Source organism: Monashia sp. NPDC004114, from assembly GCF_053603855.1.
On the sequence record NZ_JBSGGK010000003.1, the window covers coordinates 290,470 to 304,437 of the forward strand.

Here is a 13,968-nt window from a genome sequence, read left to right on the forward strand (position 1 = left end):
GCCTTGCCTCACGCGGTGAGGAGCTTGTCGAGCGACGCGCGGATCCGCTCGGAGTCCTCGCGGTACTTCAGGGCGGCGCCCAGGGTCGCGGCGGCGACCTCCGGGTCGAGGCGGGTCGCTCCGACCGTCTCGAGCGCCCGCGCCCAGTCGAGCGTCTCGGCCACGCCTGGTGGCTTGATGAGGTCGCCGGACGTGCGGAGCAGCTGCACGAGCCGGACGACCTGCTCGGCGAGCGCGTCCGGCACCTCGGGCAGGCGGGTGCGCACGATCTCGAGCTCGCGGGCCAGGCTCGGGTGGTCGATCCAGTGGTAGAGACAACGCCGCTTGAGCGCGTCGTGCAGCTCGCGGGTCCGGTTGGAGGTGAGCACGACGAGGGGTGGCGTCGGGGCGCTGACCGTGCCGAGCTCCGGGATCGTCACCTGCCACGTCGAGAGCACCTCGAGCAGGAACGCCTCGAACTCGTCGTCGGCCCGGTCGATCTCGTCGATGAGCAGCACGCACGGCGCCGAGCGCAGCGCCTCGAGCACGGGTCTCGCGAGCAGGAACCGCTCGTCGAACAGCTCGGCCTCGAGCTCGGTCGCGTCACGGCGCTCGTCCTTGGCCAGTGCTTCCACGGCGCGCAGGTGCAGGATCTGGCGGGGAAAGTCCCAGTCGTAGAGGGCCTGGGTGGCGTCGATGCCCTCGTAGCACTGGAGCCGGATCAGGCGCAGGTCGAGCGCCAGCGCGAGCGCTTCGGCCAGGGCGGTCTTGCCGGTCCCCGGCTCGCCCTCCAGCAGCAGCGGGCGGTCGAGGCGGGATGCCAGGAACGTGACGGTCGCGAGCGCGTCGTCGGTCAGGTACCCGGTGCCACCGAGGGCTGCGCTGACGTCACCGGGGCTCGCGAACACGTGGTCCATGCCCCGAGCATTACCGAGAATCGGCGCCGGTGGAAGCGCCGGCCGCCCGGTCCAGGTCGGCGGGGGTGTCGACGTCGCGGCCGGTGGCGAGGTCGCCGCACTCGACGAGGTCGTGCTCGTGGGTCCGGAAGTAGTCGCGGGCGCCGCGGTCGCCGGCCGCCGACTCGCTGACGCCCACCCAATGGTCGCGGCCGACCTGGGCCGGGTGCCCCGGCACGCCGTCGTATGCCGCCCGGACCAGGCTCGCCCGCAGTGGACCCCGCGACCCGGCCAGGACCCGGGCGACGACCTCGGAGGTGACGTCCGGCAGATCGACGAGGGTGACGAGGGCGGCGTCGACCGCTCCCTCTCCCTCGTGGGTCGTCCTGGCGAGGGCGCTGAGGCCGGCCCGCAGGGAGGCGCCCATGCCCTCGTCCCAGTCGGGGCACGGCACGACGTCGACGTCCCGGCCGAGATGGCCCACGACCGCCGCGACCTCCTCGCCCGCCGCGCCGACGACGACGGTCACACCGGTGCAGCCGCCGTGGTGCAGGACGGTCACGGCGCGCTCCACGAGCGTCGCGGCCTCCGCACTCGGCCGGACCAGCGCCTTCGGACCGCCCATGCGACGGCCCGCTCCGGCGGCCAGCACCAGCCCGCGTACGTGCGGGGCTCGCGGACGAGGGATCTCGCTCATCCCCCGGACGCTACCGGGTCAGCGGACGCGGGCGAGGTCGAGCGGCCAGACCGGGTTTCCAGGCAGGTCGTGGACCCGCTCGACGCTCGCGGAGTGCGAGTAGGGCTGGATGAGCGGCACGAACGGGCTCCGCTGGTTCATCGCGATCTGCCAGGCGGCATACGCCGAGGCCCGGTCGTCACCGAGCGACGCGCTCGCGGCGGCCGTGAGGTCGTCGATGTCGGGGTCGGCACCCAGCGCCCAGCCGGCCCTGGCGCCGACGAGCTCGCTCGGCGCGAAGGCGAGGTAGTTCTCCGGGTCGGGGTAGTCGGGGCTCCAGCTCCAGATGCTGAGCGCGCTGCGGCCGGCGCGATAGTCGGCCAGCGCCTGGGCGGCGGGCTTGGGCGCGAGGGTCACCGTGATCCCGATCTCGGCCAGCTGCTTCTTGACGAGGGTGGCGAGGGTGGCCGGCGGGATTCCCTCGATCGGCAGGTCTGCGGCATACGACAGCGGGATCGGCTGGCCGTGGTAACCGGACCGCCTCAGGGCCGCCTTGGCGGCGGGCACGTCTCGCTCGGGAACCAGCGGCAGCTCGGTCGTGCCGACCGTCGGTGGGGCAGGCGTTCCTGTGCCGGTGCCGGTCGTGCCGCTCGTGCCGGTGGTCGCATCGGGAGCGGGGGTCCCCGTCGTCGCGCCCGGGTCGGCCGCGGTCGCGGGCGGTGGCGAGGTGGGCACGACGCCGTTCTCGAGAGCTCCGACGATCCCAGCCGGGATCAGCCCGGCAGCCGGGGTCGCGTCGCCGGATGCCAGAGCCAGAGCCTCGCGGTCGATCCCGAGACGCACTGCCTCGTCGAAGTCGCGGTTGGGCGTCCACTGGTTGACGGCCTTGTTGCGGTTGAGCATGAGGAAGGCGAGCGTCGAGGACCGCATCGTCGTCACGGTGACCGGCGTCTGCTGCGGCCGGCTCCCGATGGCGGCGGCCTGCATCGGCGACAGGTCGAGTGCCACATCGGCGGTGCCTGCGGTGACGTCGGCCAGCTGCTGCTGGGGGGTGGCGTCCCGCACCACGACGCGCGGGAAGGCCGGCGCATCGCCCGACCAGTTCGGGTTGGCCTCGAGGGTCAGCTCGCCGCGGGCCGAGACTCCCGAGAGGACATAGGGCCCCGAGCCTGCGGAGTGCGTCGCGAAGTACGTGCCGGACGTGTCGCCCGGGCCGATCGCGCCGCCGTTGGCCTTGACCGTCGCCGAGTTGAGGATGCCGTATGCCGGGTTGGCCAGGATGGCCGGGAGGGCGAAGTTGGCGCCGGGCGAGGCGATCGTGAACGTCCGGTCGTCGACCTTGGTGACGTTCACCGTGCCGAGGATCGACGCGGCGTTGCCACCGCGGCCCTTCGAGCGCTCGAGCGTGAAGATGACGTCGTCGGAGGTGATCGGCGTGCCGTCGGCGAAGACGAGACCCTTGCGCAGGCGCATGGTGAGCCACTTGCCCTCGGGGGACAGGGTGTACTCGGCGAGGCCGGGCACGACCTTCGTCGGGTCGGAGGGGTCGAGCGTCGTCAGGGTCTGGTAAAGAGCCTTGGACAGCATCGCGCCGCTGCGGTTGAAGGTGCGGCTGGGGTCGAGCGAGGTGTGGTCGAAGACGGTCTCGACGACGAGCGGGCTCGGCGCGGGCTTGAGCGGGGTGCTCACGCCGGCAGCGGTCTCCGAGCCGACCGGAGCCGACCCGTCAGGGGTCGTGCAGCCCGCGGCGACGAGGGCGAGCATGCCGAAGGCGGCCACGACCACAGGGCGGGCGACACGTCGGCGCATACGAGGATCCTTCGGGCGGGGGCGGCAGGAGTCGCCGCCGCTGCCGCGGCTCACCCCAACCTGCCGAAGTCTATCCGGACCCACTGGCAGCGGCGCCCGCCGTCGTGGCTGACGGACCGAGCACGAGATACGCCTGGGCGACGAGCACGACGCCGATGGCGACCCACTTGCCAGGCGGCAGCGCCACGCCGTACCGCCACGTGTCGATGAGGACGAGCCCCACCTGGAGCATGACCACCCAGCCCATCGTGACGAGCGACAGCTCGGCGTACTTCAGCGACGACGCGTACACCCAGAACAGGACCAGAAAGGTCCCGGCCCCGAGGACGAGCGCGCGGATGCCGCCGTGCGTGGCCCACTCCTTGGCCAGGAGCGCGCCGACCAGGTCGAGCCCGGCGAGGCACACCATCGCGATCGTGGCGACGACGGGCACGGGCCAGGCATCCGGTGCCTTGAGGAGGGGGATGTCGCCGACGCTCATGCTGGGGTCCTTGCCGGAGGTTCGGTGCCACGCTCGCGCGCGGCTGTCCCAGTCAGAGCCCCTCCGGAGCCCGCTGATACGACGCTACCTACTCCTGGCCGCCGGCGAACCACGCGGCGAGCTCGGGGGCGAGCAAAGGCACGTCCACCGCGTCCCCGCCGGAGCGCAGCGAGGTCGTCGCGGCGAAGGCGGCCGCCACTGCCTCGCGGGCCGCCACGGGCGAGGTCATCGTCGGGCCGCCGTCGCGGACGAACCGGACGAACTCGGCGATGAGCAGCGGGTCGGCCCCGCCGTGCCCGGAGGTGTCCGCGGGCGGGACCTGCACGACCTCGTCGGCGTCCTCACGGTAGGCGTCGCTGCGAGTCGTCCAGACCTTGATGACCGCCCCGGGGCCGTCGCCGAAGTTCTCGAGACGGCCCCTGGTGCCGATCACGGTGTAGTTGCGCCAGTAGTCCGGTGTGAAGTGGCACTGCTGGTACGACGCGAGAACGCCCCCGTCGAGCACGAGGTTGGCCATCGAGATGTCCTCGACGTCGACGACCGGGTGCAGGTCGCGCTGCTCGGTGGGCGGCCAGGCTTCGAGCGAGTACCAGTCGGCCATCCGTCGGTCGGAGTTGTCGCGGCGCTCGGGGATGTCGCCGTAGACGGCGAGCGCGCCGACGGCGCTGACGCGCCGGGTGTAGGCGCCGGCGAGCCAGTGGATGACGTCGATGTCGTGCGCGCCCTTCTGCAGCAGCAGGCCGGTCGTCATCGACCGGTCCGCGTGCCAGTCCTTGAAGTAGAAGTCGCCGCCGGCCGAGACGAAATGCCGGCACCAGATCGCCTTGACATCGCCGATCGTTCCCGCCTCGACGATGTCCCGCATCGCCCGCACGACCGGCATGTGCCGCATGTTGTGCCCGACGTAGAGGCGGGTCCCCGTGCGGTGTGCTGCGGCGAGGATCCGGTCGGCGTCGTCGACCGTCGTCGCGAGCGGCTTCTCCACGAAAGTAGGTATGCCGGCCGAGAGAGTGGCCGTCGCATGTTCAGCGTGCACGTGGTCAGGCGTGAGGACGAGCACGGCGTCGAGCGAGCACGTGCCGTCGGCCGAGTCGCGCAGCATCGCCGCCAGGTCGGCGGTGATGCGCGCATCGGGCAGCGCGGCCGCAGCGTCACGACGTCCGCGCTCGGAGGTGTCGCAGACGGCCACGACACGCGAGCCCTCGCCGGGCTGGTGAGCCCACCGGGCGAGGCTGGCGCGCAGGCCGAAGCCGATGATCCCGATCCGGACGTCGTCTTCGGAGGTCATGCGCCACAGTCGACCACACCGGCATACGGTGTGCGCATGAGCCTCGCCCCAGCCGAGACTGCCGTCGGCCGCGCCCCGGTCGCCTTCGGCGCTCTCGCCCTCGTCACCGTCGTGCATCTGGCGACCCAGCTCGGTGACGTCACGGGTCCCCTCGCTGAGGTCACCCAGGACCTGCTCATGCCGCTGCTGGCCCTTGCCCTCGCGCTCGCGGTGCCCACGCCGCGCGGACGGCTGGTCAACGGAACGCTCGTGGCGCTGGGCTTCTCGTTCCTCGGCGACGCGGCCCCCGACCTCGCTCCGGACGACTCCTCGTTCCTCGTCATGGTGGGCTTCTTCCTGGTGGCCCAGGTCGCCTACGTCGTGACCTTCTGGCCGCTGCGCCGGGAGAGCGTGGCCGGGCGCTCGTGGCTCTATGTCGTCCCGTATGCCGTCGCGTTCGTCGCGCTCGTGGTCGCCTGCCGGGCGGGAGCCGGGTCGCTGTTCGTGCCGGTCGTCGTCTACGGGCTCGCGCTGAGCTCGATGGCCGTCCTGTCGACCGGCGTCTCGACCCTGGCGGGCGTCGGGGGCGCGGTCTTCATGGCGTCCGACGCCCTCATCGCGCTCGGCGAGTTCACCGGCCTCGACCTGCCGCAACACGCCTTCTGGGTGATGCTCACCTACGTCGTCGGGCAGACCCTCATCGTGCGCGGCGTCATGACGCGGCGAACTCGCGAACGAACCCTCTGAGCATGCCGTGGGCGGCCGACACGTCGGCCGTCATCGCCTGCTCGATGAGAGCGTCCTTCTCCTCCGGACGGAAGTAGCCGAGGTGGGCGTAGGCATGGATCCGGTTGACGAACGTCTCGATCTCCAGCTCGGGATGGAACTGTGTCACGTAGCCGGTCTCACCGAGCCGGTAGGCCTGGACGGGACACGCCTCGCTCGTGGCCAGGACGACGGCGCCCGGCGGGGGCTCGGTGCACGCCTCCTTGTGACCGACGAACGCCGTGAACTCCTGTGGCAGCGAGCCCGTCACACGGTCGGCTCGCCCGGCGTCGTTGAGGCACACGGTCGTCGTCCCGACCGGCTCGCCGAACTGTCGGTCCACGACGCCGCCCAGCGCGAGGCTCGTGGCTCCGATGCCGTAGCAGAGCCCGAGATAGGGCACGCCCTGCTCGACGAGCTCGCGGATGAAGACGGTCAGCTCGTCCTCGACCCGACGCTGGTCGGGCGACTTCGACTCCTGCGGGTCGGTCACGGTGAACGGGCTGCCCCCGAGCACCACGCCGGCGTAGGCTCGCGCGTCGAGCGGGGTGAACGGTCCCTGCTCGATGCGCAGGTGCACGACCTCGGACGCGTCCAGCCCGGTGATCCGCAGGAAGCCATCTCGCTCCTGCTGCGCCAGGTGGTCGTCGGCACGCGAGGTCAGCAGCAGGAACGGCAGCCGCGTCGTCACCGGGCCTCCCCGAGAATGGCGAGCAGGAGCGCCTGCGTCAGAGCAGTCCGCTGGAGCTCGTCGGGGTGCATCGACTCGTTCGGCGCGTGGATGCGGCAGCCCGGCTCCTCCACTCCGATGAGGAGCAGCTCGGCGTCAGGGTGCAGCTGGGTGAGGGTGTTGGCCAGAGCGATCGAGCCGCCCTGGCCGGTCGTCACCATGGGCCGGCCGTATGCCGTGTGCATCGCCTGTGCCAGGGCGGCGTACGCGGGCCCGTCCGTGCGCGCCCGGAACGGCTGGCTCGACGAGACCGGGTGCACCTCGACCTGCGCTCCCCACGGCGTGTGCGAGCGCAGGTGCTCGGCGAGGGCGTGCTGCGCGTGGACTGCGTCCATCCCGGCGGGGACCCGGAGTGCCACCAGGGCGCGGGCAGTCGGCTGGATCGCGGCCGTCGCGCCCGACACCGACGGTGCGTCGATGGCCACGACCGTCGCGTTGGCGCGCGCCCACAGCATCTCGGCGATCCCGCCGTGCGCGCCCGTGAGGACCTCGACCCCGTCGAGCACGCGGGCGTCGGCACGGAAGTCGTCCGCGGCATACGGGTTGCCGTCCCACAGGGCGGTGTTGTCGAGACCGTCGATGACCGTGTCGCCACGCTCGTCGCGGAGCGAGGCGAGCGTGGCCACGAGCGCCGCGAGCGCGTCGGGTGCTGCACCCCCGAACATGCCGGAGTGGGCAGGGCCCTCCATGGTGCGCACCGTCACGGTGACGCTGCCGGTGCCTCGCAGCGTTGTCGTCACTGTCGGCACTCCGAGCGCCACGTTGCCGGTGTCGGCCACGACCATGACGTCGGCGGCCACGAGGTCGGGCCGGTCGGGCAGCAGGTGCTCGATGCCCGGGCTCGACTGCTCCTCGGACCCCTCGCAGACCAGCACGATGCCGCACGGCCAGCCGCCCTGGACGGCCTTCACCGCGCGCAGGGCCACGAGCGTCGCCACGAGGTTGCCCTTGCAGTCGGCCGAGCCGCGACCGAACCACCGGCCGTCGCGCTCGGTGAGGACCCACGGGTCGGACGTCCACGCCTCGGGGTCTCCGGCGGGCTGGACGTCGTAGTGGGAGTAGAGCAGCACCGTCGGCGCCCCCGGCGGACCCTCGGCCCGGCCGTGCACGAGCAGGGCCCCGTTCGGCGCCGGGATCAGGTCGACGGCCAGACCCAGCTCCCGCACGAGGTCGGCGACGTGCTCCGCGGCGGCCCGGCACTCGCTCTCGGCCTCGACCGCGGGGTCGGCGACGGAGCGATGCGCGACCAGAGCTGCGAGGTCGACCAGGGCACGCGGCATACCCTCGTCCACCCCGGAGCGGAGCGCCGCGACGAGGTCGACAGGTAGGGGGGTCGCCGGGGCCGGCTCGGGGACAGGTGGGACGTCCATCACGGCAGCAGGTCGTCGAGGTAGGTCGGCAGCATCGCCCACCAGGTCGGCCAGTCGTGGCTGTAGGCGGGCCCCCAGTCGTCGACACGGTTGGGAATTCCTTTGGCGCCCAAGATATTCGCCGCTGCCCAGGACTCGCCGACGTCCTCCCACTGCCCGCTGCCCGACGCGAGGATGATCATCCGGCGCCGGAGCAGGTCGAGGTCCGGACCGTGGAGGTCGGGCAGGAAGTGCAAGGGCGAGCTGAAGTACATGTCGTCGGTGAACCGGCCGCCGATGAACTTCTCGATCGCATACGTGCCGCTCATGCAGACGGCCGCATCGACCAGGCTCGGGTAGCGGCACGCGATGGCCAGCGAGTTGAAGGCACCGATCGAGGCGCCGGCGACGACCACCGGCAGGTGACCTCCCACGTCCGAATGGATGGCCGGGATGACCTCCTGTGCGACCGCGTCGTGGAAGGCGTTGAACAACGCCATGCGGTATTCCGTGGACCCGACGTTCTCGGCCATCGCCTTGCCCGCGACGCTGTCGCACGAGTAGACCTTGGCGCGGCCGGCGTCGATGAGCGGCATGAGGTGGCGGATGAGCTTGTGCCGCTCGACCTCCTCCGCGTCGCCCCCGGCGGTGGGGAAGAGCAGGACGGGCATCCCGTAGGTGCCCCACCGGGCCACGGTGATGTCCTGCCCGAGTCGGTCGGAGTACCAACGGTCGGTCACCTTCATCGGTCCCTGCCTCCTTGCGCGCACATCATTCGTAGACGAACTTCTGTGGTCCGGGGAAGAGCCAGGAGAGGCCGTCGCCGAGCCGGTCTCGCCAGTTCTCCCAGTTGTGTCCGTCTCGAGCCTCGGTGTAGCGCACCCGCATCCCGGACTGGCGGAAGACGGGCACCATCGACCGGTTCGGCGTGATGAGCGGCTCGTACACCCCGCACGTCATGTAGATCTGGTCGACGACCTGGGTCGGCTTCTCACGGTAGCGGTTGACGAACTTCACGACCGGGTCGAACGCGGGACCGCCGCCATGGTCGAAGCCGATGTCCGTGAACACGAGCGAGGCCGACTGGAGCATGAGCGAGCCGAACAGGCCCGGATAGCGCACCGCCGTCGACAAGGACGCGATGCCGCCGAACGACGAGCCCATCAGACACCGCGCCTCGGGGGTGTCGATCACCGGCAGCCGCTCCGTCACGAGCGGCAGGAGCTCGCGCGCGACGAACCGGGCGTGCGGCGCGTAGTTGGGGTACTCCTTGAGCCGGTCGCGCGGCGGCACGAAGACGGCGATGAGCGGGTCGACGTCGAGCCGGTGGATGAGGTTGTCGAGCACCGTCTTCATCGCGGCGAACTCGAGGTAGTCGGTGCCGTCGTGGACGATGAGGAGCGGGTAGCGCTGCGCGCGGTTGAACCGGGCGGGCAGGTAGATCTGCACCTGCTGGTCCCGGCGCAGCGCCCGGCTGCGGACCTGCTGCTCGACCAGCGTGCCCGGCCGCGCCTCGGGGTCGTACATCGTCCACTCCGGCACGCGGTAGCCGATCGCGGCACACACCGACGACGAGCCCAGCGGGCTGTGTGCGAGCCGGGGGTTGAGGGGGTCGTTGAACCGCTCGTAGTGCTCCCCCTTGCGGATCTCGATCTGGTACTCCACCCGCGAGCCCTCGGGCAGCACCGTCGTCACGGCCCACAGGTCCGAGTCGCCGAGCCGGCGCATCGGCAGCGGGTCGGGCAGGCCCACGACGCGGTGCCGGACCCGGACCTCGTCGACATCGCCGCGGTAGAGGAACGTGGCGCGTTCACCTTCGATGACCGGGCAGCCGAACCGCGTGATGAACCGGTCGATCGTCGGTCCGTCGACGGGCAGCCGCTCGCGCAGCCGGTTGATGGCGAGGCGCTCGGGCGGGCTCACGGCGCACCCACCACGCTCACCCGTCCGTCGGGGTCGACGACCCGCGCGCCCGCGGGCAGGTCCGTCGCACCGTCGGCGAACCGCACGACCGCGCCGTCGTCGAGCAGGGTCAGCCGGTGGTCGGGGAAGCGTCGTGCGAGCACCGACATCCGCTCCTGGTCCTCCAGCTGGAGGCGCCGTCTCGCGTGGGGCAGCGCGATGATCCCCGGCAGGCGGCCCGTGCCGGTGTCGTGGACCTCGGCCGCGGTCACCCCGTGCGGGGTGAAGTCGTGGAACAGGACGACCTGGTCGGTGAGCGCCATCGCGCCGGCCGACCACGCCACGACGGGCAGCTCGGGCGGGATCGTCACGTCGAACACGCGCATCGCCCGCAGCAGCGTGCGCACGTTCCCGCCGGCGATGACCACACCGACACAGTCGCCGAGGATGGCCGCGATCTCACCCATGTGCCAGCCGATCGTGCCGCTCTCGACGCGTGGTGCCGTGGCACCCACCGCGCCGTACAGCTCGGCGAGCTCGGCGGCATACCACCGGTCGACCTCACGCACCGCCTCGATGGCGTCGAGCTCCGCGACCGGCCCGAGTCCGTGGATGGACGTGCGGTGGTGGACCGCGTGGACGGCATCGATGGCGCTCTGCAGGCGTATGCCGTAGAACGCGCGCAGCTCGTCCTGCCGGTCGCGGAAGCTGATCGCGGCAGCGGCGAAATGGTCGTCCTTGGCCAGCACGTCCATCATCCGGTGGTGCAGGCGCAGGTTCACCCCGCGCCCGTCGAGATGGCCGTTCAGCTCGCCGTCGTCGGCCTCGCGCTCCTCCCAGCCGGCGTTGATCATGGCGATCCGTCCGTTCAGCTCGAGCGAGCGGACCGTGGAGCCGACCGTCGTTGTGAACCGTTGCGGCCCAAGCAGAGTCGTCGTCATCCGGTCAGGAGGCGTACACGTGGATCGTGCGGCCGACGTCGTCGAGCATCGCGCGGGCGGTGTCGTAGTCCGGGTGGCGCAGGCGCACCCACGCGTTGGCCATGTAGCCCGCCTCGACCGCCTGGGTGCCGTGGCCCTCGGGCGGGAAGTGGCCGTCGATGATCCACTCGCCGTAGCGGCGCTGGATCTCGTCGATGCCGCTGTAGCCCTGGATCTGGCCGTCACGGTCGGGACGGAGCGCGACGATGCCGGCGGCATACGTCCGCTTCATCGGCTGCTCCGGCGCGCGGTGCGTGATGACGTGCGCCCACTCGCGGTAGACGTCGACCTCGTTCGCGGCGGAGTACAGGTCCCACGCCCCGACACCCGGCGGGCGGCAGCCGATCTCGCTGAACTTCAGGCCCTTCGGGCCGTAGAACCACTCCATGTGGGTCGCCGACGTCTCGATGCCGAGGGCGTCGATGACGCGGCGGCCGAGCTCGCGCACCTGGCTGTAGAAGTCGTTGCCGTCGAGGCGGTTCGTCGTGACGAACTGCGGCGAGATCCACCGGTGCCGCATCGCCTCGAGGACGTTGGGGTAGTAGTGCGTGGCCCAGTCGTGCACGACGCGCCCATCGAGCGTGATGGTGTCGTAGAAGCCTTCGTGGCCCTCGACGAACTCCTCGATCGCGATCGACGTCGCGCCCTCGGCGCCGAAGGCGGCCAGCGCACGGCTCAGGTCCTCGTCGCTGTCGACCCGCACGGTCCCCTGGGCCCCGGCACCGCTGCGGGGCTTGAGGATCAGCGGGTAGCCGACTTGCCTCGCGAAGTCCCGCGCCTGCGCGGCCGTGTCGACCGCCGCGCTCGCCGCCGTCGGCACGCCGGCCTGGCGCAACGCCTCCTTCATCGACGGCTTGTCGCGGCACAGCCAGGTCGTGCGCACGCTGGTGCCCGGGATGCCGGTCGCCTCGCGGACGTATGCCGCAGGCATGGTGTGCGCCTCGACGGTGGCCTCGAGCGCGTCGACCCACACCCGGTCCTGGAAGTGACGCACGCCCTCGACCATCTGGCCGACGTCGGTGACGGACCCGACGCGGTAGTAGCCGCGCAGCGCGCCGAGGATGTCGTCGCCGAGGTGGGCCTCGTCGGACTCACCGATCCCGTAGACGTTCGCGCCGACCGAGGCGAGGGCGTGCACGAAGCGACGCTGGTTCGCGGGGAACGACGGCTCCACGAAGATGATGTTCACGGATCGACGCTATCGGTCCGCAGGGTGAGGCGCCACGAACGGCGAGCCGTGTGGCGAAAGCGCCCACATGGTCGGCCGCGGGTCCACACTGGCCTCCTCGGATCCGTGCACCACGACCGCCACGGAGGCACCATGTCGTCCCCTCAGTCGTACTCCTCCTCGCCCGGCACGCCGTCGGACGAGGACGTCCTCGCCTCGACCCTCGGCCGCGCGGCGATCATCACCGGTGTCGTGTCGATCGTCATCGGCGTCATCGCGCTCGTCTGGCCCAAGGCCACCCTGCTCGTCGTCGCGATCCTCTTCGCGATCGAGCTGATCGTCCTCGGCATCCTGCGGCTCACGTCGCTGGGCGCCCTGCCGCCGCAGCCCGGCTGGCTCAAGCCGCTGACGATCGCGCTCGGCGTGATCACTCTCATCGCCGGCATCGTCTGCCTGTTCCGGCCGAACGCCTCGCTCGTGATCATCGCGATCCTGCTTGCCGTCGGGTGGATCGCCGAGGGCATCAGCTCGTTCGTGGCGGGCTTCTCGTCCGGGATGTCGGGCGGGATGCGGACCTACCTGATCATCGTCGGCATCGTGCTGCTCGTCGGCGGTCTGCTCGTCGCGATCTTCCCCGGGTCCACGCTCGTGTTCCTGACGCGCTTCTCCGGGATCCTGTTCATCCTCGTCGGGCTCGTCCTCGTCGTGACCGCGATGCTCGCGCGCCGTGAGCTGCGCAAGCTCGCCGACACACCCTGACGCTCCGGCCCGGTATGCCGTGCGACTGGTGCAACGGCCCGGCGGCAGATCCGCACGGGGTGACGCCAGGCGCACGGCCGGGTCGTCAGGATGCGGTGCCGGCCTGCTCCTGCTCCGCCTGGTAGGCCGCGAGGTCTTCCTCCTCGAAGACGCGGCGGACCTCGACGGAGACCTCGCTGAACATGTCGGCGAAGCGCTTGGCGAGGTCGAGCGCCTGGTCCTTGTTCTCCACGTTGATGAGCGCGAACCCGCCGATGACCTCACGGGCCTCGCTGAACGGGCCGTCGGTGACGGACAGCCCGCCAGCGGCCTTGCGGACGATGGCGCCCTCGTCGCTCTTGTGCACGCCCTCGGCCGCGAGCAGAACCCCCGACGAGGCGACCTCGCCCATGAACGCGCCCATCGCCTCGATGAACTCGGGGCTCGGGTTCCAGGCCTCGGGCAGGGACTCGTCGAGCTTGTGGATCAGCAGGTAACGCATGTGTGGCTCCTTCGGGTCGTGGCCGGGTCGGTCCCAGCCTTCACCACCACGTCGAGCCGCGGGAGCCCGGCTCGACACCGGGTTCGGTTCGATCTTCGAAAGACGGGCAGACGCGGCGCGGCACCGCCCACTCGGGGTGGGCGGTGCCGGGCGAGCAGACGGACTCAGGCCACCGCGGGGGTGCCGGCCTCGACGGCCTTCGGGTCGCCGCCGAACCGGTTGTCGCCGGTCGTGCCGGCGGTCGCGAGGAACACGAGGAGGACGATCCCGCCGACGAACGGGACAAGGGCGATGAGCCACCACCACGCGCTGCGGTCGGTGTCGTGAAGACGGCGGAACGTGACCGCCAGGCCCGGGACGAAGACGACGACGGCATACGCCCAGTAGAGAACCGTGAAGAGCGAGCCGATCGCGCCGCCGTTGAAGGCTGCGCCGATGCCATAGATGACGGCCGCGATGATGACGTTGATCAGCGTGAACATCCAGTACTCGGTGCGACGCGCACGACCCGAGAAGGTCGAGTAGCTCTTGAGCACCTTGAGGTACCAGTCCATGTGATGACTCCGTGTGTTAGGTAGTGCGCGTGGTCCGCGCCGCGCGGAATCTATTGCTCGCGGAGCCGCGGTGTCCTCGGTTCGAGGCCACAATTCAGACACGATGCGCGGCCGGTGGTGACCGGAAACACTGACCGTGCATCTACTACGCGCCGTAGTATTTAGGAGACGA

Annotated in this window: 15 protein-coding genes; 2 read left to right on the forward strand and 13 right to left on the reverse strand. The window is 71.2% G+C overall.

The genetic code is table 11. From position 1 onward, the window contains the following. Positions 1-8: 8 nt before the first annotated feature. The 5 genes from ACWEOW_RS06195 to ACWEOW_RS06215 all read right to left on the reverse strand — a co-directional run bounded on the left by ACWEOW_RS06195 (position 9) and on the right by ACWEOW_RS06215 (position 5,129). Positions 9-896: an AAA family ATPase gene (locus tag ACWEOW_RS06195; protein WP_452268295.1), complete on the reverse strand. Its 888-nt coding sequence runs from the start codon at positions 894-896 to the stop codon at positions 9-11. A gap of 10 nt (positions 897-906) precedes the next feature. Further along, positions 907-1,572 carry a nucleotidyltransferase family protein gene (locus ACWEOW_RS06200; protein WP_452268296.1) on the reverse strand — a complete coding sequence of 222 codons (666 nt, stop codon included), beginning with the start codon at positions 1,570-1,572 and terminating at the stop codon, positions 907-909. A gap of 18 nt (positions 1,573-1,590) precedes the next feature. Then, on the reverse strand, positions 1,591-3,360 hold the full coding sequence (locus ACWEOW_RS06205; RefSeq protein ID WP_452268297.1) for an ABC transporter substrate-binding protein: 1,770 nt from the start codon (positions 3,358-3,360) through the stop codon (positions 1,591-1,593). 70 nt (positions 3,361-3,430) lie between these two features. Further along, positions 3,431-3,841, reverse strand: coding sequence for a hypothetical protein (locus tag ACWEOW_RS06210; protein ID WP_452268298.1), 411 nt, complete (start codon positions 3,839-3,841; stop codon positions 3,431-3,433). Positions 3,842-3,929: 88 nt separating this feature from the next. Further along, positions 3,930-5,129, reverse strand: coding sequence for a Gfo/Idh/MocA family protein (locus ACWEOW_RS06215; RefSeq protein WP_452268299.1), 1,200 nt, complete (start codon positions 5,127-5,129; stop codon positions 3,930-3,932). 36 nt (positions 5,130-5,165) lie between these two features. Here ACWEOW_RS06215 and ACWEOW_RS06220 point away from each other — a divergent pair, with 36 nt between their 5' ends. Then, the gene (locus ACWEOW_RS06220; protein WP_452268300.1) at positions 5,166-5,855 is read left to right on the forward strand and encodes a lysoplasmalogenase; all 690 of its coding nucleotides are present in this window, start codon (positions 5,166-5,168) and stop codon (positions 5,853-5,855) included. On the opposite strand, the gene ACWEOW_RS06225 is transcribed toward ACWEOW_RS06220, so the two are convergent. The 6 genes from ACWEOW_RS06225 to ACWEOW_RS06250 are packed head-to-tail and all read right to left on the reverse strand — an operon-like array spanning position 5,821 to position 12,023. Next, the gene (locus ACWEOW_RS06225) at positions 5,821-6,564 is read right to left on the reverse strand and encodes a glutamine amidotransferase (RefSeq protein ID WP_452268301.1); all 744 of its coding nucleotides are present in this window, start codon (positions 6,562-6,564) and stop codon (positions 5,821-5,823) included. The two genes, ACWEOW_RS06220 and ACWEOW_RS06225, sit on opposite strands and share 35 nt — an antisense overlap. Continuing rightward, positions 6,561-7,973 (reverse strand): M20/M25/M40 family metallo-hydrolase, encoded by a 1,413-nt coding sequence (locus tag ACWEOW_RS06230; protein WP_452268302.1) that lies wholly within the window; start codon positions 7,971-7,973, stop codon positions 6,561-6,563. The genes ACWEOW_RS06225 and ACWEOW_RS06230 overlap by 4 nt, the downstream gene beginning before the upstream one ends. Continuing rightward, a complete protein-coding gene (locus tag ACWEOW_RS06235) occupies positions 7,973-8,698 on the reverse strand; it encodes an esterase family protein (protein WP_452268303.1) in 726 nt (241 codons plus the stop codon). Before ACWEOW_RS06235 ends, ACWEOW_RS06230 begins: the two co-directional genes overlap by 1 nt. Before the next feature lie 25 nt (positions 8,699-8,723). After that, complete coding sequence (locus tag ACWEOW_RS06240) at positions 8,724-9,875, reverse strand: alpha/beta hydrolase-fold protein (protein ID WP_452268304.1); 1,152 nt, start codon at positions 9,873-9,875, stop codon at positions 8,724-8,726. Beyond that, complete coding sequence (locus ACWEOW_RS06245; protein ID WP_452268305.1) at positions 9,872-10,795, reverse strand: hypothetical protein; 924 nt, start codon at positions 10,793-10,795, stop codon at positions 9,872-9,874. Before ACWEOW_RS06245 ends, ACWEOW_RS06240 begins: the two co-directional genes overlap by 4 nt. Positions 10,796-10,799: 4 nt before the next feature. After that, positions 10,800-12,023 (reverse strand): ATP-grasp domain-containing protein, encoded by a 1,224-nt coding sequence (locus ACWEOW_RS06250; RefSeq protein ID WP_452268306.1) that lies wholly within the window; start codon positions 12,021-12,023, stop codon positions 10,800-10,802. A gap of 132 nt (positions 12,024-12,155) precedes the next feature. On the opposite strand from ACWEOW_RS06250, the gene ACWEOW_RS06255 reads away from it, so the two are divergent. Then, positions 12,156-12,761 carry an HdeD family acid-resistance protein gene (locus tag ACWEOW_RS06255; protein ID WP_452268307.1) on the forward strand — a complete coding sequence of 202 codons (606 nt, stop codon included), beginning with the start codon at positions 12,156-12,158 and terminating at the stop codon, positions 12,759-12,761. An 85-nt stretch (positions 12,762-12,846) separates the two neighbouring features. On the opposite strand, the gene ACWEOW_RS06260 is transcribed toward ACWEOW_RS06255, so the two are convergent. Continuing rightward, positions 12,847-13,242, reverse strand: coding sequence for a YciI family protein (locus ACWEOW_RS06260; RefSeq protein WP_452268308.1), 396 nt, complete (start codon positions 13,240-13,242; stop codon positions 12,847-12,849). Positions 13,243-13,406: 164 nt separating this feature from the next. Beyond that, on the reverse strand, positions 13,407-13,796 hold the full coding sequence (locus tag ACWEOW_RS06265) for a DUF805 domain-containing protein (protein ID WP_452268309.1): 390 nt from the start codon (positions 13,794-13,796) through the stop codon (positions 13,407-13,409). Positions 13,797-13,968: the final 172 nt, after the last annotated feature.

Excerpts from the sequence above, each read along its gene's own strand:
- ACWEOW_RS06215 (WP_452268299.1), bottom strand. The coding sequence starts at position 5,129 with ATGACCTCCGAAGACGACGTCCGGATCGGGATCATCGGCTTCGGCCTG.
- ACWEOW_RS06260 (WP_452268308.1), bottom strand. The coding sequence starts at position 13,242 with ATGCGTTACCTGCTGATCCACAAGCTCGACGAGTCCCTGCCCGAGGCC.
- ACWEOW_RS06255 (WP_452268307.1), top strand. The coding sequence starts at position 12,156 with ATGTCGTCCCCTCAGTCGTACTCCTCCTCGCCCGGCACGCCGTCGGAC.
- ACWEOW_RS06265 (WP_452268309.1), bottom strand. The coding sequence starts at position 13,796 with ATGGACTGGTACCTCAAGGTGCTCAAGAGCTACTCGACCTTCTCGGGT.
- ACWEOW_RS06230 (WP_452268302.1), bottom strand. The coding sequence starts at position 7,973 with ATGGACGTCCCACCTGTCCCCGAGCCGGCCCCGGCGACCCCCCTACCT.
- ACWEOW_RS06220 (WP_452268300.1), top strand. The coding sequence starts at position 5,166 with ATGAGCCTCGCCCCAGCCGAGACTGCCGTCGGCCGCGCCCCGGTCGCC.
- ACWEOW_RS06235 (WP_452268303.1), bottom strand. The coding sequence starts at position 8,698 with ATGAAGGTGACCGACCGTTGGTACTCCGACCGACTCGGGCAGGACATC.
- ACWEOW_RS06200 (WP_452268296.1), bottom strand. The coding sequence starts at position 1,572 with ATGAGCGAGATCCCTCGTCCGCGAGCCCCGCACGTACGCGGGCTGGTG.
- ACWEOW_RS06205 (WP_452268297.1), bottom strand. The coding sequence starts at position 3,360 with ATGCGCCGACGTGTCGCCCGCCCTGTGGTCGTGGCCGCCTTCGGCATG.
- ACWEOW_RS06195 (WP_452268295.1), bottom strand. The coding sequence starts at position 896 with ATGGACCACGTGTTCGCGAGCCCCGGTGACGTCAGCGCAGCCCTCGGT.
- ACWEOW_RS06210 (WP_452268298.1), bottom strand. The coding sequence starts at position 3,841 with ATGAGCGTCGGCGACATCCCCCTCCTCAAGGCACCGGATGCCTGGCCC.
- ACWEOW_RS06245 (WP_452268305.1), bottom strand. The coding sequence starts at position 10,795 with ATGACGACGACTCTGCTTGGGCCGCAACGGTTCACAACGACGGTCGGC.